Source organism: Paraliobacillus sediminis (assembly GCF_003426055.1).
This window is the reverse complement of record NZ_QJSI01000003.1, coordinates 1,064,212-1,083,189: the sequence shown is the minus strand read 5'-3', so window position 1 is coordinate 1,083,189 and position 18,978 is coordinate 1,064,212. Positions and strand designations below refer to the sequence as shown.

Here is an 18,978-nt window from a genome sequence, read left to right as displayed (position 1 = left end):
TCAGTTATTTAGTAACAGCCTTTTACGTTGCTTCACACTTTTTTCTAATCTATCAATTAAATAATACTGTAATTCTTCATCAAAAAGTACTTCGCGAAGGTGAACTAAACTTACACGCTCAATCCATTGCCATGTTCGTTCTAAATAATTGGCGGATTCACGATAATATTGGACAAATCCAAGAATAATATTAACTGCTTCATTTTGTGATTCTGCGACAGCTAACAATTCACCTAATCGACTATTGCGACCGCTACTTCCGCCAATATAAATTTCCCAGCCTCTATCCATTTTGATAATACCTACATCTTTTGTTGTGGAACCAGCGCCATTATGTTTGCAAGCAGATGCTCCAATCCTGAGATGATATGGTGTTTTTAGAAATTCCATTCTCCGCTCAAGTTCGTGTGCTATCTGATAGCCTGGTAATTTATCACACTCGCATAAATGGTCGCCACTACTAGTTTTAATACTTTGAACCGTATTTGCGGCTGCAGAGTGAAGGCGCATATTGAGATCTACCCAAACAGATGATAAATCTTCCTTTTTAATACCTTCTAAATGAATTCTCTGTGCACTTGTTAATGGTAGCGTAGTAATGTTGTACTTCTCTGCAACTTTAGCAATAGTTTTCAATTGACTGGTCTGAGCTGTTCCACCATACAGTTGTGGTACAACCGTATAAGTGCCATCTTTACGAAGTTTTGCATTCATTTTTTCATTTATATAGATTGTTTCTTGATTTTGTTCATATTCTGGATAAATCATTTCTAAATAATACTCTATTGCAGGAATACAAATGGCACAACCATCATTCGTTTCCCAATCTAGTGTCTCGATAACTTCCGTAACACTAGCTAAATTATTTGTTTGTATTTCTGTAACTATTTCATCTTCCGTTAATTTAGTACAAGAACAGAAACTTTTATCTTCAACTGCTTCATTAAAATATTCACTATTTATATATGCAAGGAGTTCACTAACAATTGGTTTACAACCACCACAGGAACTCGAAGCTTTCGTGCATTGGCGGACTTCATCTACAGTAGTAAGCGTGTGCTGTTGGACATTTTCAATAATAGTACCTTTAGACACGGCATTACATGTACAGACAAATTCACTTTTGGGCATTGTTGCTACATAAGATTCACTTGGATCTAAAGGCGTAAGTAAAGCAATTTTTTCTTGATCAGCGACAAATTTTTGTTTTACAATGATATCTAATAGTCTAGGACCTTCTTTGGTGTCGCCAAACATAACACTGCCAACCGCTTTGTTACCTCTAAAGAAAACTTTCTTATAGGTTGAAGCAACTTCGTCATGAAAATGAATTGCTTTTGTTTGGTCGTCGGTATAGAATTGTCCAACAGAAAATACATCGACACCGGATATTTTTAATTGCGTAGATAAAACAGATCCAGTATAGGGCTGATTATGCTTGGCGCACAAATGACGGGCAAGTACTGCTCCTTGTTCATAAAGCGGTTTGACAAGACCATAGACCATTTCGTTGTGTTCGGCACATTCACCAACAGCATAAATATCCTCTGAACGTGTAGCTAAAAAATCATCGACGAGAATACCTCTGTTTGTTTCAATTCCGGCTTTCTGGGCTAATTGAATGTTTGGTTGTACACCAACTGCCATCACAATAAGATCTGCTGCAGCTACTGTACCATCATTAAATCGGATTCCTTCAACCCTGGTGTCTCCAATGATTTCTTCGGATTGTTTTTCTAATAGAAAATTCATGCCTTGTAACTCTAATTCACTTTGAAGCATACGTGCTGCTGTTTCATCTAATTGTTTATTCATCAAATATTCAGAATTATGAACAACTTCAACTGCCATTCCTAAATTTAATAAGCCTCTTGCTGCTTCAAGACCAAGGAGACCGCCACCAATTACTATTGCTTTCTTGTAGTTTTTTGCTGTGTCTATCATTTTGTTACAATCTTCTATTGTACGAAAAGATACAACACCTTCTTTATCATTACCAGGTAACGGTAACATAAACGGGTTAGAGCCAGTTGCGATAATGAGTTTGTCAAAAGGAGTAATTGTTCCATTATCAGTCTCTATTATCTTTTTATCTTGATTGATATTTGTAACTGTTATACCGGTATGGAGATGAATATGATTGTCATCATACCAGTTACGGTCATTTATTGTTATATCATTAAATGTGGTATCCCCTTGCAGAACGGAAGATAACATAATCCGACTATAATTAACGTGGGGCTCACTGCCAAAAATGGTGATATCGTATAGGGTATTATCCTCTTTTAATATATTCTCGATACAGCGCAAACCTGCCATACCGTTTCCGATTAACACAAGTTTTTGCTTTCCCATCATAGTTATCCTCCAGAAAATTTGAATTTGGATTTAATGTTAGCATACATATGGTAAATAATCCGTTTGTTTGTAAGGAAATGTTACAAACATAATTATCGAAAATAGATTGGATATAAACGACGAAAGACTTATTGAAGCTAGCTTTATAGAAAGTCAAATGATAAAGTAAGTACATATATAAACAGTTAGGATGAAGGAAATGCAGAATGAAGTGCAATTGAAAATCAAAGATAAATTTTCCAATAAATTTAAAGCAGGTTTTCCACATATTTTTAAAGAAGCTATCTTAAATATGGAAGTATTACATCAAGAAGGAGTAATCGTTCAATTAGTTGATGAGAAAGATCATTTTCTAGGGAGAGGTTATTATGGAAGACAAAACAAAGGATTTGGTTGGGTTTTAACCCAAAACGAACATGAACCAATCGATCAGCAATTTTTTGATAAGAAGATAGATGCTGCATTAGATAAAAGAAGTACCTATTATAAAGATAAAGATACAACTGCTTTTCGTGTCTTTAATGGGGAAGGCGATGGAATTGGTGGTTTGACTGTTGAATACTATGCGGGTTTTTATGTTATAAACTGGTATAGTCAGGGGATTTACCAATTTAAAGATTTAATCCTTCAATCACTCATGAACTTGGTTGAATTTAAAGGTATTTACGAGAAAAAAAGATTTGATACTGGTGGTAAATACGTAGAAGACGATGATTTTGTTACGGGAGAACGTGGTGAGTTCCCGGTTATAATAAAGGAAAATGGTGTGAACTTTGCGGTCTATTTAAATGATGGTCCAATGACTGGAATATTCCTTGATCAAAGGCAGGTAAGAAAAACAATTAGAGATAAGTATGCGAATGGTAAAACAGTATTAAATACATTTTCATACACAGGTGCTTTCTCTGTTTTTGCCTCACTGGGAGGTGCTAAAGAGACGACGAGTGTTGACCTTGCGAATCGTAGTTTACCTAAAACGATTGAACAATTTCAGGTAAATGGGGTAGATGAGAACGATCATACCATTCGAGTTATGGATGTTTTTAATTATTTTAAATATGCAGTTAAGAAAGATCTAAGTTTTGACATGGTTATTCTTGATCCCCCAAGCTTTGCTAGATCAAAGAAACATACGTTTAGTGCATCAAAGGATTATGTGAACTTGCTTAAAGAAACAATTGCTATTACAGCGGACGAAGGAGTTATTGTTGCGTCAACGAATGCTAGTAGTTTTGGCATGGATAAGTTTAAGAACTTTATTGATCAGGCTTTTAAAGAAATGAATGAGTCTTATAAGATCATGGAAACATTTTCGTTGCCAGACGATTTCAAGACAATTAAACAGTATAAAGAGGGGAACTATTTAAAGGTACTCTTCATTAAAAAAGTCTAATAATACAGTATGTACATACAAAAAAAGGAATCCTTTCATTTAGCTAAGGATTCCTTTTTGTATTAAGAAACGATTTCCGCAATTTTCTTCTCGATTTTAGCTGGCTCAACTTTAGGTCCAAAACGTTCGATAACAGCACCATTCTGATCAACTAAAAACTTAGTGAAGTTCCATTTAATATTTTTACCTAAAAAACCTTTGGAATTACTTTTCAAATGTTGAAACAACTCATGTGTATTGTCTCCATTTACATCAATGATTTCATGGATTGGGAATGTTACGCCAAAATTGATTCGACAAGATTCTTCTGCTTCTTCTGATGTACCTGGTTCTTGGTTAGCAAACTGATTACTTGGAAACCCAAGTACAGCAACGCCTTTATCCTTATACTTCTGGTGAATTTCTTCAAGGCCATCAAATTGACCGTTAAGACCACAATTGGATGCGGTATTTACTATTAACATAACCTGATTCTTGTATGCATCAAGTTGATATGTTGTGCCATTAGACTTTTTAACTGTAATATCATAAATACTCATAACAAATCCACTCCTATTTTTTAAAAAATTAGATTGTGTACAATATAATTAGTATAACACTTTATCGAATAATGACTAGCAATATCACTTCATTTTTCTAATTTTTTATTGCGACTGAACCGTTTTTTTTAAAACAATGTCTTGAATATAGAGTGAATTATTTTATGAAAAAAAAGAAAGTTATTGTATTATATTTATTAGTCAACTTTCTCACTTGAAAAATAAACGCTAATCGTTTGCTGATATGAGTTTGGAATGTGTTCATTATAAAGCTTGAAACTATTTAAAAAAAGTTGTTTATTACTGAATAAACATAGAATTTGTCGTAACTGCATGTTGATTTCCGCTTCAGGCAGTCGCTTTCCGAGGGCAAGTCTTCAGCTAACTTCGAAAAGCAAAAAGCACTTTTCGAAGTGGATCTTCAGATCTTGCTTTTCCCGCAGGAGTCGACCGCCTTACGCTACAATCAATCAGCATAATGTGAGAAGCTGTTGTTATAAGCACAATAAAACTATATGACCAGCAGATAACGTACTACTTTTAAAGTCTATCCAGCGGAGGAAGTAAATGGGTGAGACTCCTGTGGGAACAGCACAAGTCGAAGATCCACTTGGTGAAACGTTTTTCTTTACCAAGTTAGCTGAGACTGTGCCCATGGAAAGCGAATCGATTTACTGACCTAGCGGGTAAGAGTCTTCTCTTACGACAGAGTTTCTCTCAAGTGCGTCAGATCAAAGCACTGATGATTACCAGTTAAGTGTGAAGTCTTGTTATACCAAGACTTAAGTGCTTGTTTTATAGTGAGAAATTTGGTTATTAGTTTGAATTTAGCTTTTAGCTGTAAAGGTGGAGAATAATGTATATAGAAGATATTAAGGTCGGTCAACAATTTAACTTGGAACCGATAAAAGTAAAGGAAGAAGATGTTTTAGAATTCGCGAAGAAATATGATCCACAACGTATACATACGGACCATGAATTTGCAAAACAAGGAATGTTTAAAGGGATTATTGCTTCTGGTTATCAAACAATTGGACTGGTGTGGTCCAAGTGGATTGAAGCTGATATATTGGGAGATGAGGTGATTGCTGGTACTGGAGTTGATCAGATTAGATGGACAAAGCCTGTTTATCCAAATGATATATTAATTGGTCATGTAGAGGCAATAAATAAGCGGTTATCATCAAGAGGTGGAAAAGGGACAGTAACTTTTTCATTCATTATAAATAATCAAAATAAGGAAACTGTGACAACCTTCTCAATTGATGTGTTGTTAAAAAGTAGAGAATGAAATAAATCGTACAATTATATAGTTTCAGACTAATCTAAACGCTATTCTTTCTTGAATAGCGTTTTTTTAGTAGGAATTGTTGTGGTAGTTATCTTCAGGTTTCATAGACATGAATTTATTATAGTTAATAAGATAAAAAGTAAAAGATAAAATTCTACTAAATATTTCAATATTTTGGTTGTAAATTCCTTGTTTATAAATGTATAATTAGTATTATATTGATAGATTAGTAGAAAATTTTGCGAGTAGTACCGAATGATTATAATGGCATAATTTTTGTGAATCTTGATTTATGTAATGTTTTTAATTTGAGGGGGTTAGTAATGAATTTTATTAAACGAGGGTTATTAAGTATTTCAAGAAAAAAAGGTAAGTCAATCATTTTATTGGCTGTTATTTTCATCTTAGGGAATGTCATATCAGGTGCTATCTCGATTCAACAGGCTACAGACAATGTAGAAACAAGTATTAAAGATAAATTAGGTGCCGCAGCAACTGTGGAGCTTGATTATGAAGCGCTAGAGAATATGGGCGAAGAAGATCAAATGACACTAGAGATAGATAATGTAGATCTTGAATTAATAAATCAAATTGGTGAATTGTCTTATGTGAAATATTATGACTATAACCTGTCTACATATTTAGGATCAGAGAACGTCCAAAGTTATCAAGGTGAAGCTATGGAAGAGATGGAAGAAGATATGATGTATGAGGGCTCTAGTGCAGACTTCCAGTTGAAAGGTGTTAACTATGCACCAGTTATTGATTTTGAAGAAGGAGTAGGAAATTTAATCGAGGGTCGTGTTTTTGAACCAGGAGAAGTAGAAAATGGTTCAAGTGTGGCGATTATATCTGCAAAATTGGCAGAGATGAATGATTTGCAAATTGGTGATAATATCACGCTAAATAACGCTATTTATACTTTTGATGATTCAACTGGAGAAGAAAAATTAGCAACTTCTCGTGACGTTGTTTTAGAAGTGATTGGTTTATTTACACCAGAATCTGCAAGTGTAGAAGAAAGTGAAGAAAACGGTGAAATGGTTGATTTCATGAATATTGAATATCAAAATACTGTCTATGTACCTAATGCAGTAGTCAGTAGTGAGTCAGCTTATTGGAATGATGAGTATATGAAGGTTGATGAAGAATATGCTGCAATGGTTGAAGAAAATGAAGAAGCTCTTACGGAATACTATGCACCTATCTATGTATTGAATAATCCAGAGGATAATGTTGCATTTGCGGAAGAAGTTCAACCGTTGTTACCAGAACTTTATAAAGTTACCAATGCAAGTGATCAATATGAGACAATTGCAGCGCCAGTTGAATCAATGTCGAAATTAGCTGGTTATGTCTTACTTGTAGCCGTAATTGCAACTGTATTAATTATTGGTTTGGTTGTACTATTGTTCCTTCGAGACCGTAAACATGAATTAGGAATTTACCTATCTTTAGGTGAACGACGGGCTCGTGTGGTAGGCCAAATTTTAATTGAAGTAATGGTTGTCGCACTAATCGGTATTACCTTATCGCTATTCAGCGGGAATTTTTTAGCTCAGGGTATATCTGAAACTTTGCTCAATGCTGAAGATACTCAAAGTGAAGAGGACATGATGTATTACAGTGAATTAGAAGCGTACCAATCTAGTGTAACAACGGATGATGTAATGGAGTCGTATGAGGTAAAACTAGATTCTAGCTATATACTGATGTTTTATTTAGTAGGACTATTAACGATTTTAGTATCAACGATTATCCCATTAATATATATTGTTCGATTAAATCCTAAAAAAATAATGATGTAGGAGAGAGGTGAAATAGATGATATTAGAAGCAAAAGATTTAAATTATTTCTATCAAGATGGAGAAAGTCGTCGTTATATTTTAAAGGATACAAATGTCGGATTTGAAAAAGGGAAGTTTTATACGATTTTAGGTCAGTCTGGATCCGGAAAAACAACACTTTTAGCATTACTTAGTGCCCTAGATTCACCACAGAGCGGTACGGTATTATTTAATGAAAAAGACATTAAAGAGATTGGTTATGAGAAATATCGTCGCAATAATGTCGGGATCATTTTTCAAAGTTATAATCTAATTCCTGCCTTTACGGCTGTAGAAAATGTACTGGTTCCGATGTCTATTACAGAAAATGAAATTCCAGAGGACAAAAAAACAGTTGCTTATAACCTATTAGACTATATTGGAATTGTGAAAAGTAAAGCAGATCGTTCTGTAAATAAACTCTCTGGTGGTGAACAACAACGCGTAGCCATCGCGCGTGCATTAGCTACAAATGTTGAATTAATTCTTGCTGATGAACCTACTGGAAATCTTGATGAGGAGATGGAACAAGAAATTATTGATATTTTCAAAAAGTTGGCGCATGAACACGATAAATGTGTTGTGGTTGTAACACACTCGAATGAAATTGCGCAACAATCTGATCAAACTTTCACCCTTCAGAAAGGTAGATTAGCAGCTTATGAGTGATTTTTTGTCAAAATTCAATAAAGAAAAGTATGATAGTACTTTGGGTGAACAGGATGAAGATAAATCAAAAGGAACGCAAGATTCGATTGAAGAACCAAAAGAAAGCCTTGTAGATGATAAGGAAGAGGAAGTTATACCTGAGGAAAAGCCTAGTACTTCAACTGGTAGACGTCGAAGTGTTGTAGGTGAAGAAGTAGAGATCGATCCAACTTACCAGAAGAAAAAGCGACGTAAGCTGTTCGTTATTATTATTGGATCAACTCTAGCTTTTATATTAATGTTCATTACGTACTATAATGTTGTTCATGCGGAAGTGGAAGATTTTACAGATAAACCAGTATCTGACGCCCGGGCATGGGCAAATACAAACGATGTAGAAATAGAGTTAACAGAGGAATACAGTTCAGATTTTGAAGCTAATCGAATTATCTCGCAAAGTTTAGATGAAGGGAAAAATGTTCGAAAAGGGAAAACGATTACGTTAGTTAGTAGCTTAGGGCCGGATCCAGAAGCTGTTATTCCCTTACCTGACTTTTCAGAAATGAATCAAAGTGATACAGAAGTCTGGATAGAGGAGCAACAGGCAGAAAACCTAAAGGTTGTTTCAGAATATAGTGATAAGGTCGAGTCTGGTTCATTTATTAAACTTGTTATTAAAGATAGCGAAATTGATGAAGCAACATATCGTCGCAAGGATAGCGCTGCTGTTTATTACTCTAAAGGGGAAGAAGTATTTGAGAAGAATATTAGTGTACCAGATTTTTCTGCAAGTACAAAAGAAGAAGTACAACAATGGGCAGATACGAATGAAATCGCATTAACGTTGGAAGATAAAGATTCTAATACGATAGAAGTTGGCAAAGTTATCAGTCAAAGTGTAAAAGCTGAAGAAAAAATTGCTAAGAAAGATAAAATGACCGTCGAGGTATCTGTAGGTAAAGCGATAGTCGTACCAAATTTCGGTGAACTTGCAATGGATGAAGCAGCAAGTTACCCTGGACTAACCGTAACGATCAAACAGAAATTTCAATCAAAACTATCTTATGGAAGATTAGTTTCTCAATCGATTGAAGCGGGCACTAAATTGACCGGTGATGAAGCTCCTGCTATCACAGTAACTTATTCAGAAGGCAGACCTTTTCTTGCTGATTACCGTGGTGTGTTGGAAGGGGATTTACCGAAGTTATTTTATGAAGATTATCAATCTAAAGGGGCAGAAATTGATTATATCGTTAAATATGTTGATTCTGCTGAAGTAAAAGGAACAGTAGTTAGTATGAGTAAATTTAATGCATTTGTTTCGATGGACTATACCGTTGAAGTACGGATTAGTAATAATGCTTCAGCTGCATCAACGTCTAATCCTATGGAAGATGACGAAGGAGAATTTGAACAACCAATAGAGCCAGTAACAGATGAAGAAATGCCAGAAGAAGTTGTGAAATAATATAAGGATAACGCATGGGTGCTAATCATGTCCATGCGTTATTTTGTGTTGCAGTATTTTTATCTGCCGCTCTAGTTATTTGCTTCTTTAATGAAATAGATAAATCAAATTTCGCCCTAATTTGATGAAAAAATGATATGATACAAGTAGAATTAGCTTAGTCAAAGGAGGTTAAGTTTTCGTGGATGAAGTGAAAAGCGCGGCGACAATTGCGGAAGTTGAGAGAGAACTCCGATATATTTCTGGAATAATTAAACAAAAGGGTCGTGAAATTTTAAAAAACTATCCGATAACGACACCTCAATTTATAGCGCTACAGTGGTTATTAGAAGATGGGGATTTAACAATTGGTGAAGTTTCGAATAAAATAAATTTAGCATTTAGTACAACAACTGATTTAATAGATAGAATGGAAAAAAATCTTTTAGTTGAACGGAAAAGGGATACAAAAGATCGGCGTGTTGTTCGAATACATTTATTAGACAAAGGTAAAGATATTATTCAAGAAGTAATTGAGAAAAGACAAGATTATTTAGAAGATGTCTTAGAAGATGTTTCAACAGATCGTGTTGATGTATTGTATGATATTTTACAGTTGCTTCACAATCAAATGAAAATCGACAAAGAAAAAAATAGTAATGTGTAAACATTTAAGATAAGAGGGGATTAATAGTGGATCAACCGATTGGAGTCATTGACTCAGGTGTTGGTGGTCTGACAGTAGCGAGTGAGCTTATGCGTCAATTACCAAAAGAGCGATTAATTTATTTAGGGGACACATTACGTTGTCCTTATGGTCCACGGCCAAAAGAAGAAGTAATTCAATACACGTTAGAAATGGTTAACTTTTTACTGAAGCAAGATATAAAGTTACTTGTTATCGCATGTAATACTGCAACAGCTTTCACTTTGGAATTGCTGCAAGAACAATTAGATATTCCTGTCATTGGAGTCATTCAACCGGGAGCGCGAGCGGCGATCAAGATGACGAAAAATATGCAAATTGGTGTTATTGGAACAGAAGGAACAATTAGAAGTCGGGCGTATCCCGACGCGCTACATGGCATTAATTCTGAAATAGAAGTTCAAGGACTATCATGTCCAGACTTTGTACCAATGGTTGAACAAGGTGTAATTACAGGTCCTGAGGCATATCAAGTAGTAGAGACCGCCTTACAATCTATAAAAGAAAAGCAAATAATTGATACATTAATTTTAGGCTGCACACACTATCCTTTATTAAAGGACACGATTCAAGCTGTGATGGGAGAAGACGTCCATATCATCTCATCAGGTGAAGAGACCGCGAGAGAAGTCAGTGTAATCTTAGGTTACCATCAAACATTGTACGAAGGTGATCGTTCACCAAAGCATCGGTTTTATACTACTGGTCCTTGGGAAATATTTGAACGCATTGCGATTCAATGGTTAGACATACCAATTAATATAATTGAGAATGCAAATATAGAAACGAATTAAACAAGTGTGAAGAAGCACTTGTTTTTTTAGTGTCTAAACTGTTGACAAAACAGTTTAGGTTAATTAAAATTCAAGTATTCAATTAAACGATTGAATAGATTGAGAGGATAATTTTCATGACGAATGAACGTAACTTAAAAGATCTTTTATATGGAGAATTTGCGAGAGTTGGTAAAAGTATTTCTAGCCCAAAGCGGATAGAGATTATTGATCTATTATCACAAGGTCCAAAGTCTGTTGATGCTTTATCAAAGGCTACTACTATGTCTATTGCGAACGTTTCGCAGCATTTACAAACGCTCTTAAACTCAAATATGGTTAAATACACGAAAAAAGGAAATTTTGTTATCTACCAATTAGCGGATGAAATAATAGCAGAATTTTTAGCTTCCTTGCACAAATTATCAGAGAGACAATTAGTGCAGGTACAACAAATTAAACAAGAATTTTTGAATAGTCACTTAGGATTAGAAGGAGTAACGCTTACGGAATTGAAAAATAAGATGGATAAGGGAGAAATCTTATTGTTAGACGTTAGACCGACTGAAGAATATATAGAATTACATATCCCTGGTGCTATTTCTATTCCAGTTGAGGAACTGGAGGATAAAATTGCAACACTCCCTGCTAATTGTGATGTGGTTGCTTATTGTAGAGGTCCATACTGCTTAATGTCGGCAGAAGCAGTGGAACTTTTGAAATCAGTCGGAGTGAATGCTTTTCGGTTGGAAGAAAGCGTACAAGATTGGTTGCAATTCGAAGGTAACATAAGATAAGAAGAGCGTTGGATTTTGACTAGAAGGTTATAGAAGTATTTAGATTTGTTAACACGTCGTACTTATTTGAAAGGGTTAGCTATAACTGAAATATAAATTTTATAAAAAGGAGGTTGAATATGTCTAATCAAGTAGATGATTTGACGCAAAGTTATATGAATTCTCCAAGTAAGCAAAAAAAATTGTATAAACGAACATTAATAATCGTTAGTATCTCACAAATTTTTGGAGGAGCTGGATTAGCTGCTGGTATTACAGTTGGTGCTCTTCTTGCGCAGCAAATGCTTGGAACAGATGCATATGCTGGTTTACCGACAGCTTTATTTACTTTAGGTTCAGCAGGAGCTGCATTAGTAGTTGGAAGACTTTCACAACGATATGGACGTCGTACTGGGATTACAACTGGTTTTATAGCTGGAGGAATAGGCGCAATTGGAGTTGTAATAGCTGCTATTATAAATAGTGTGTTCCTTTTATTTATTTCTCTTTTAATTTATGGGGCAGGAACAGCTACAAATTTACAAGTTCGCTATGCAGGGACTGATCTAGCAAATAAGGAACAACGAGCTAAGGCTATTAGTATTGCAATGGTTTCAACAACTCTAGGGGCATTCGCAGGACCTAATCTTGTAGACTTTATGGGTAAATTTGCTCTTTCCATCAATGTGCCCGAACTTGCAGGTCCCTTTATATTATCAGGATTAGCTTTTATATTAGCAGGTGTTATTATCTATCTATTTCTTCGCCCAGATCCTTTTTTAATAGTTAAATCAATGAATACCCATAAAATACATAACAATGAGAATTCTGTAGAAACCTACGAAGAAGGTAATAAAAGAGGTATAACAGTTGGTGCTAGTATTATGATCCTTACTCAAATGATTATGGTGGCTATCATGACAATGACTCCCGTCCATATGGCACATCATGGACACGGATTAGGGGCAATTGGCCTTGTTATTGGCGTTCACATAGGATCAATGTATCTTCCTTCACTTATCACTGGTGTTCTTGTGGATAAATTCGGACGAAAAATAATGGCTGGCGTTTCTGGGGTAGTTTTATTGCTTGCTGGTATGTTAGCGGCAATTGCACCAACTGATTCAGTAATTTCATTAATTATTGCTCTTTCTCTTCTTGGAATCGGATGGAATTTAGGTATAATAAGTGGAACTGCACTAATAGTTGATTCAACTATCAGCTCAAAACGTGCTAAGACACAAGGGTCAGTAGACGTGTTTATTGCGTTAGCAGGCGCATCAGGCGGTGCTATGTCTGGTATGATTGTTGCAGGTGCGAGTTATACAGCTCTATCACTTATTGGTGGAGTGTTGTCCCTTCTTATCGTTCCGATCGTGTGGTCTAACCGTAAGAAAGTTAAGATTTAGTGCTATTTAAAACACGTTATATATTAAAATCAATAAGAACAATTTCATATTCTGTGTTGTTTTAAAAGTATCAAAGAACCGAATCTACAATAGACGTAGACTTGGTTCTTTTTTATTTGAAAAATAATAGCGTTTATAAACGTGTTTTTCTTATCTGTTAATGCGCAAAGTTATTTCTTTATAATCTATGAGCGAAGATAGGTCTATTTTGCTGAATAGCTCGTATACATAATAATACAAACCATCGTAGGAGGGAAAAACATGAGTATGCGATTAGGCAGACTGACAATACGAATTGGATTACCGATTTTGTTTGTATTATTTTTGACAACTGGATGTGGACTTTTTCAAGGCGAACAAACATTGGAAGAAATAGATGTACCAGTTGGCCAAACAACTGATACGGACCAAACGGATGACACAGTTGAGGAAGAGACGATTGAAACGACAGATGAAGAAACAGACGCAGATGTTACAACAACAGAGGCAGAAACAGTTCCGAGAGAATTATATTTAATAAATGAAGAAGGAATGGTGGTTCCACAAACAATGGAATTACCTAAAACGGAAACAAATGAAGTAGCTACACAAGTATTAGAATACTTAATTAAAGATGGTCCTGTCACAAATAGTTTACCAAGTGGATTTGAAGCAGTATTACCAGCAGGTACACAAATTCTAGGTTTAAATTTAGAGGAAGATGGTACATTAGTTGTTGATTTATCGAAAGAGTTCACAGAATATCTACCAGAAGAAGAGCAGCAAATCATTCAAGCAATGACATATACACTCACACAATTTGATAATGTTAATAAAATTAATCTTTGGATTAATGGAATTGAACAAAAGGAAATGCCTGTAAATGGGACACCATTAACAGATGGGTATTCACGTGCAAATGGTATTAATGTTTATCATGCAGATGGTGTTGATCTATTGGATAGTAAAGCTGTAACGCTTTACTATCCCACACAGCAAGGTGAACAATTATATTATGTGCCTGTAACACAGCATGTTGAGATGATTGAAGATAATGTTTATCAATCAGTTGTACAAGCATTGTTAGATGGGCCGTCTTATGATCTCGGTTTACTAAATGTTTTCAATCCTCGTGCAACAATAATGGAAGAACCGACGATAGAGGACGGTGTCTTGCAGGTAACATTTAGCAAGGAAATTCTAAGTGATGAGGCAAGTGGAGCGATATCTGATGAAGTGATGGAAACACTCGTATTGACATTGACAGATCAAGTTAATGTAGAAGCAGTCTCTGTAAATGTCGATGATGTTGAACAAGTATTTAATGAACATGGTGTTCCTTATAGTGAACCTGTTTCAAGGGAAACCTTTGTACCAGTCGGAAGTTTGTAATAGGAAAAGGAGCTGGAACAATCAGCTCCTTTTTTCTTTGCATGAAGTTATCGAAATGGGTAAAAATATGTTACGATTAGAAAGAATTAGAAGGAGGAAGATTAGATGAGACCAAGTGAGCGTGAAGTAGATCAACTAAGAGATATAAAAATAGAGACCGGTTATACAAAACATCCAGAAGGTTCCGTGTTAATTACTGTTGGAGATACAAAGGTAATATGTAATGCAAGTATAGAAGACCGTGTTCCACCATTTATGCGTAATAAAGGAAAAGGCTGGATAACAGCAGAATATTCTATGTTGCCACGTGCTACTGACACAAGGAATATTCGTGAATCTTCAAAAGGAAAAGTATCTGGAAGAACGATGGAGATTCAACGTTTAATTGGACGTGCTTTACGTGCAGTTGTCGATTTAGATAAGATTGGCGAACGTACAATTTGGATTGATTGTGATGTTATTCAAGCCGATGGTGGTACACGTACTGCATCGATTACAGGTGCATTTGTTGCAATGGTTCATGCATTTGGTACATTGATCGAAAAAGGAACAATTAAAGAAATGCCAATAACTGATTATTTAGCAGCAATCTCTGTTGGGGTAATGCCAGATGGGACGGAAGTTTTAGATTTAGAATACATCGAAGACTCGCAAGCACATGTCGATATGAATATCGTGATGACAGGTAACGGAGAGTTTGTAGAGATTCAAGGAACTGGTGAAGAAGCTACATTTAGTCCAGCGCAATTACAAACGATGTTAGGTTTGGCAGATAAAGGTTTAAAAGAAATATTTGATGTCCAAAAAGATGCATTACAACAATGGGCAACTTATTTAGAAAAGTAGAGGGATAAATGATGAAAGAAATCATGATTGCGACCCAAAATAAGGGTAAAGTAAAAGATTTTCAATTATTATTTAAAAAATATAATATTAAAGTGACTTCTTTATTGGATTTAAAAGAACCGATTGACGATATTGAAGAAACAGGTAGTACTTTTGAGGAAAATGCCATTATAAAAGCGGCGACAATTGCAGAAAAGTTTAAAATTCCTGTTTTAGCTGATGATTCTGGTCTAGAAATAGATGCATTAGACGGACGACCAGGTGTATACTCTGCTCGTTATGCAGGAGAAGAAAAAGATGATCAAAAGAATCTACATAAAGTATTAGAAGAAATGCATGATGTAGCTGATGTAAACCGCTCTGCTCGTTTTGTTTGTGTACTTGCGGTAGTAAGACCAAACCAAGAACCAATCGTTAAACGTGGAACGTGTGAGGGGAAGATAACACATGAACCAATTGGCACGTCTGGATTTGGTTACGATCCAATTTTCCAACCACATGGGAGTAGTCTAACAATGGCGCAGCTCACCTCTGATCAAAAAAATGATATTAGTCACCGAGGAAATGCGTTAAAACAAATAGAAGAATGGGTAAAGAATCTTTAGAAAGCGAGGGGTACTATGCCAAAAGTATTAATAACCAGTGATAGTCACGGGTTAACAGAAGAACTTGAAAAAATTAAAGAACGTCACAAGGATGAGGTTGACCAAATGATTCACTGTGGCGATTCTGAATTAGACTTTGATGCTAGTTCAATGGATAACTTCATGAAAGTCACTGGAAATTGTGACTTTGATTCACAATATCCGGATGAATTAGATTTTGCTGTCGATGATTTAAAATTTTATGTAGCTCATGGTCATATGCATCAAGTGAAAACTTCTCTGAAGCCGATTGTTAAACGAGCAGAAGAATTAGGAGCAACAATCATTTGTCACGGTCATTCCCATATTGCTGTAGCACAGAAAATAAACAACAAAGTAATCATTAATCCCGGTAGTATCCGATTACCGCGCGTTCGTGAAGAAAAAACCTATGCGATTTTATCTTGGGAAACAAGTGGACAATTAGCAGTTGATTTTTATGATGTTGATGGTAATCGAGTAAAGGATTTAGGCCTCGAGACAACAATAAAATGATATTCTATACAAGAAATATAGATTATTTATATTTCTTGTATAACTTTTTTCTTAAATATATTGACAAAAGCCTAAAAACTTAATATAATAAGTCTTGTCTGTTGCGAAAGTTAGTGTGTTTTTCGTACATAAATCAATACCACGCGGGTGTAGTTTAGTGGTAAAACCTCAGCCTTCCAAGCTGATGTCGAGGGTTCAATTCCCTTCACCCGCTCCATTATGTCCCAGTAGCTCAGCTGGATAGAGCAACGCCCTTCTAAGGCGTGGGTCGGGAGTTCGAATCTCTCCTGGGACACTATTAAAAAACGGCGCTAAGCCACGTTATATAAGCCTTCTAATCCGTTAGTTGTATCGGTCACTGAACCGGTCAACCTGCGATTAGGAGGCTTATTTTTTTATGACCAAACGCAAACCCTCGCTCACAGTTCGAACGGACTTATCCGGTTTATTCAACTCGAACTCAAAACCCAAACGAAATAACGGGCCTTAGCTACGGTGTCGAGACAAATGAAGGCGGCTGGATTAAATGATAGAACTATTAGCGATTACGAGTTACATCGTTTATTCGTTCGTAAGTATATTAACGCTACGATCGGCGCGGGATAATAACATTAGTTCGTAAAATAAACCTCCAGGGACATGACCGCCGATGACCGCCTGCCACGTCGCGACATATTGCTTACAGAAATTGAAACGTCACGGACTAAAAAGAAGGGCGAGCGTATTCTCGTCCTTGCCCACAGGGGTGAATTACTAGATCAAGCTGAAGATAAGTTAGAACAAGCAACAGGACTAAAATGTGCGACTGAAAAAAAGCAGAGCAAACATCATTAGGTAGCTTTTATCGAGTGGTAGTAGGTAGTGTTCAAACATTAATGAGAGATAAACGATTGAGAAAATTTGATGCAGACTTTTTTGACACGATTATCATTGATGAAGCACATCACTGTATATCTGATAGCTATCAAAGAGTTTTGAATCATTAGCTTTCGAATATACCTTGCCAAAAGCCATAAAAGAAGGATATCTAAGCCCAATAAAGGCATTAACAATCCCTTTGAAATTAGACTTGTCAGCAGTTGGCCAACAAGCAGGTGACTTTAAAACAAGTAAATTAGGAAGTGCGCTTGATCCATATCTTGAATCAATTGTAGATGAAATGGTTAGAGTGGCTAGCGACAGAAAAATAGTAGTTTTTCTTCCACTTGTCAAAACAAGTCAAAAGTTTACGGAATTACTTAATCAAAAGGGATTTAAAGCAACAGAAGTTAATGGAGAGTCAAAAGATCGAGCAGAAATATTAAGAGATTTTGATAGTGGTAAATACAATGTCCTTTGTAATTCTATGTTATTAACAGAAGGTTGGGATTGTCCATCCGTAGATTGTGTGGTTGTTTTAAGACCTACCAAAATAAGAAGTCTTTATATCCAGATGATTGGGCGTGGTACCCGACTATATCCTGGGAAAACTGAATTATTGTTACTTGATTTTTTATGGCATCCAGCTCATTTGATTGCCAGCTATTACTGCAGGATCTAATTTAAAGAAATAATTTATAACTGCAATAATAACTATGAAATTCACTATTGTAATTAAGGAATTAATAATATATGTTGATAATAAATTTACTTAATTAGGTATCTTAAACTGTCTTTTTATCATGATAAAACAATCCAATAACTGATAAAATTTTATAACAATACAAATGAACCTTTAGTAGAAGATTCTGAAACCATTGAATATAAAGTTGGTAGTTACAAGATAATAATTTCCAATTTTAGTATAGGAGAATCTATCGTCAATGATGGAATAACATTTAATTTCGACAAGAAATCCAAATAAGGTTGTCCATTGTTAATTTAATGTGGGAATTGCTTTCTTTTTGACGAATGTAACAGTTATAGAAAAGGAGATGATTTGTATGGGTAATGAGAATTATAGTTATGATGATTTCCATGCTGATTTAGTTAAAAGACAAATTCCAATATATTTTGATTTAACTAAAAAGCTGCCTAGAGAATTAGAAGAAGTTATTGAAAAGAAAGATGTTAAGCATTTTTATGGAAAAAATATCTTTGCCGAAGGAAAAAAGATATTTACCTCTTCTACACCGATAAAGTAATTCATGTAATCATAGACCAAAGATCAGTCGATTTTGAAACAATAAAAAGTAAAATTGTAAAAGCTGATTACAATCAAGGCGATAGTTATAATGCAACCCTTAAGATCCATTTTGAAAACGGGCAAGTATTTAACTTCAACAATAAAGAAGATAATGTTAAGCAATGGAGAGAAATTTTTTCAGAAAACCTAAAAGAAATATACAAATCAATATGAGAGAAACAAGCATCCAACATGGGTGCTTTTTCTTTTGGGATACGTGAAGGGATTGTAGCAATAGGCGGAGGTTGCACTTATATCATGTCGAATAAAGCTATTCTAAGCAGGATTATT

18 protein-coding genes and 2 tRNA genes are annotated in these 18,978 nt (G+C 35.3%); 18 read left to right on the top strand and 2 right to left on the bottom strand.

The window, feature by feature from the left end:
- Positions 1-2,355, bottom strand: a complete 2,355-nt coding sequence (gene nirB, locus D2K60_RS18260; RefSeq protein WP_117170502.1) for a nitrite reductase large subunit NirB — start codon at positions 2,353-2,355, stop codon at positions 1-3.
- Between the two features lie 202 nt (positions 2,356-2,557).
- On the opposite strand from nirB, the gene D2K60_RS18255 reads away from it, so the two are divergent.
- The gene (locus tag D2K60_RS18255) at positions 2,558-3,751 is read left to right on the top strand and encodes a class I SAM-dependent rRNA methyltransferase (RefSeq protein ID WP_117170501.1); all 1,194 of its coding nucleotides are present in this window, start codon (positions 2,558-2,560) and stop codon (positions 3,749-3,751) included.
- A 62-nt stretch (positions 3,752-3,813) separates the two neighbouring features.
- On the opposite strand, the gene D2K60_RS18250 is transcribed toward D2K60_RS18255, so the two are convergent.
- Positions 3,814-4,290 carry a glutathione peroxidase gene (locus D2K60_RS18250; RefSeq protein ID WP_117170500.1) on the bottom strand — a complete coding sequence of 159 codons (477 nt, stop codon included), beginning with the start codon at positions 4,288-4,290 and terminating at the stop codon, positions 3,814-3,816.
- Positions 4,291-5,146: 856 nt separating this feature from the next.
- Here D2K60_RS18250 and D2K60_RS18245 point away from each other — a divergent pair.
- From D2K60_RS18245 to D2K60_RS18165, 17 genes are all read left to right on the top strand, one after another.
- Positions 5,147-5,581: a MaoC/PaaZ C-terminal domain-containing protein gene (locus D2K60_RS18245; protein ID WP_117170499.1), complete on the top strand. Its 435-nt coding sequence runs from the start codon at positions 5,147-5,149 to the stop codon at positions 5,579-5,581.
- A gap of 323 nt (positions 5,582-5,904) precedes the next feature.
- Positions 5,905-7,389: an ABC transporter permease gene (locus D2K60_RS18240; protein ID WP_117170498.1), complete on the top strand. Its 1,485-nt coding sequence runs from the start codon at positions 5,905-5,907 to the stop codon at positions 7,387-7,389.
- A gap of 16 nt (positions 7,390-7,405) precedes the next feature.
- On the top strand, positions 7,406-8,077 hold the full coding sequence (locus D2K60_RS18235; protein WP_117170497.1) for an ABC transporter ATP-binding protein: 672 nt from the start codon (positions 7,406-7,408) through the stop codon (positions 8,075-8,077).
- 4 nt (positions 8,078-8,081) lie between these two features.
- Positions 8,082-9,524 (top strand): PASTA domain-containing protein, encoded by a 1,443-nt coding sequence (locus D2K60_RS18230; protein WP_240335348.1) that lies wholly within the window; start codon positions 8,082-8,084, stop codon positions 9,522-9,524.
- A 181-nt stretch (positions 9,525-9,705) separates the two neighbouring features.
- Complete coding sequence (locus D2K60_RS18225) at positions 9,706-10,170, top strand: MarR family winged helix-turn-helix transcriptional regulator (RefSeq protein ID WP_117170495.1); 465 nt, start codon at positions 9,706-9,708, stop codon at positions 10,168-10,170.
- A 26-nt stretch (positions 10,171-10,196) separates the two neighbouring features.
- Positions 10,197-11,003 carry a glutamate racemase gene (racE, locus tag D2K60_RS18220; protein ID WP_117170494.1) on the top strand — a complete coding sequence of 269 codons (807 nt, stop codon included), beginning with the start codon at positions 10,197-10,199 and terminating at the stop codon, positions 11,001-11,003.
- 116 nt (positions 11,004-11,119) lie between these two features.
- Entirely contained in the window at positions 11,120-11,779 is a 660-nt protein-coding gene (locus D2K60_RS18215) for an ArsR/SmtB family transcription factor (RefSeq protein ID WP_117170493.1), read from the top strand.
- Positions 11,780-11,898: 119 nt separating this feature from the next.
- Positions 11,899-13,167: an MFS transporter gene (locus tag D2K60_RS18210; RefSeq protein ID WP_117170492.1), complete on the top strand. Its 1,269-nt coding sequence runs from the start codon at positions 11,899-11,901 to the stop codon at positions 13,165-13,167.
- 261 nt (positions 13,168-13,428) lie between these two features.
- Positions 13,429-14,538 carry a GerMN domain-containing protein gene (locus tag D2K60_RS18205; protein WP_117170491.1) on the top strand — a complete coding sequence of 370 codons (1,110 nt, stop codon included), beginning with the start codon at positions 13,429-13,431 and terminating at the stop codon, positions 14,536-14,538.
- Positions 14,539-14,643: 105 nt separating this feature from the next.
- Entirely contained in the window at positions 14,644-15,384 is a 741-nt protein-coding gene (gene rph, locus D2K60_RS18200; RefSeq protein ID WP_117170490.1) for a ribonuclease PH, read from the top strand.
- Positions 15,385-15,395: 11 nt separating this feature from the next.
- Positions 15,396-15,989 (top strand): XTP/dITP diphosphatase, encoded by a 594-nt coding sequence (locus D2K60_RS18195; RefSeq protein WP_117170489.1) that lies wholly within the window; start codon positions 15,396-15,398, stop codon positions 15,987-15,989.
- A gap of 15 nt (positions 15,990-16,004) precedes the next feature.
- On the top strand, positions 16,005-16,523 hold the full coding sequence (locus D2K60_RS18190; protein ID WP_117170488.1) for a metallophosphoesterase: 519 nt from the start codon (positions 16,005-16,007) through the stop codon (positions 16,521-16,523).
- A 143-nt stretch (positions 16,524-16,666) separates the two neighbouring features.
- Positions 16,667-16,740: transfer RNA gene (locus tag D2K60_RS18185), tRNA-Gly, on the top strand.
- Positions 16,741-16,744: 4 nt separating this feature from the next.
- Positions 16,745-16,818: transfer RNA gene (locus D2K60_RS18180), tRNA-Arg, on the top strand.
- Positions 16,819-17,413: 595 nt separating this feature from the next.
- On the top strand, positions 17,414-17,509 hold the full coding sequence (locus tag D2K60_RS21050; RefSeq protein WP_240335347.1) for a DEAD/DEAH box helicase family protein: 96 nt from the start codon (positions 17,414-17,416) through the stop codon (positions 17,507-17,509).
- Positions 17,510-17,523: 14 nt separating this feature from the next.
- The gene (locus tag D2K60_RS21045) at positions 17,524-18,063 is read left to right on the top strand and encodes a DEAD/DEAH box helicase (RefSeq protein WP_240335346.1); all 540 of its coding nucleotides are present in this window, start codon (positions 17,524-17,526) and stop codon (positions 18,061-18,063) included.
- 382 nt (positions 18,064-18,445) lie between these two features.
- Entirely contained in the window at positions 18,446-18,646 is a 201-nt protein-coding gene (locus D2K60_RS18165) for a hypothetical protein (RefSeq protein WP_117170486.1), read from the top strand.
- Positions 18,647-18,978 lie beyond the last annotated feature (332 nt).

Excerpts from the sequence above, each read along its gene's own strand:
- D2K60_RS18215 (WP_117170493.1), top strand. The coding sequence starts at position 11,120 with ATGACGAATGAACGTAACTTAAAAGATCTTTTATATGGAGAATTTGCG.
- D2K60_RS18240 (WP_117170498.1), top strand. The coding sequence starts at position 5,905 with ATGAATTTTATTAAACGAGGGTTATTAAGTATTTCAAGAAAAAAAGGT.
- D2K60_RS18210 (WP_117170492.1), top strand. The coding sequence starts at position 11,899 with ATGTCTAATCAAGTAGATGATTTGACGCAAAGTTATATGAATTCTCCA.
- rph (WP_117170490.1), top strand. The coding sequence starts at position 14,644 with ATGAGACCAAGTGAGCGTGAAGTAGATCAACTAAGAGATATAAAAATA.
- D2K60_RS18235 (WP_117170497.1), top strand. The coding sequence starts at position 7,406 with ATGATATTAGAAGCAAAAGATTTAAATTATTTCTATCAAGATGGAGAA.
- D2K60_RS18165 (WP_117170486.1), top strand. The coding sequence starts at position 18,446 with ATGGGTAATGAGAATTATAGTTATGATGATTTCCATGCTGATTTAGTT.
- D2K60_RS18245 (WP_117170499.1), top strand. The coding sequence starts at position 5,147 with ATGTATATAGAAGATATTAAGGTCGGTCAACAATTTAACTTGGAACCG.
- D2K60_RS18255 (WP_117170501.1), top strand. The coding sequence starts at position 2,558 with ATGCAGAATGAAGTGCAATTGAAAATCAAAGATAAATTTTCCAATAAA.
- D2K60_RS18190 (WP_117170488.1), top strand. The coding sequence starts at position 16,005 with ATGCCAAAAGTATTAATAACCAGTGATAGTCACGGGTTAACAGAAGAA.
- D2K60_RS18205 (WP_117170491.1), top strand. The coding sequence starts at position 13,429 with ATGAGTATGCGATTAGGCAGACTGACAATACGAATTGGATTACCGATT.
- D2K60_RS18250 (WP_117170500.1), bottom strand. The coding sequence starts at position 4,290 with ATGAGTATTTATGATATTACAGTTAAAAAGTCTAATGGCACAACATAT.
- nirB (WP_117170502.1), bottom strand. The coding sequence starts at position 2,355 with ATGGGAAAGCAAAAACTTGTGTTAATCGGAAACGGTATGGCAGGTTTG.
- D2K60_RS18195 (WP_117170489.1), top strand. The coding sequence starts at position 15,396 with ATGAAAGAAATCATGATTGCGACCCAAAATAAGGGTAAAGTAAAAGAT.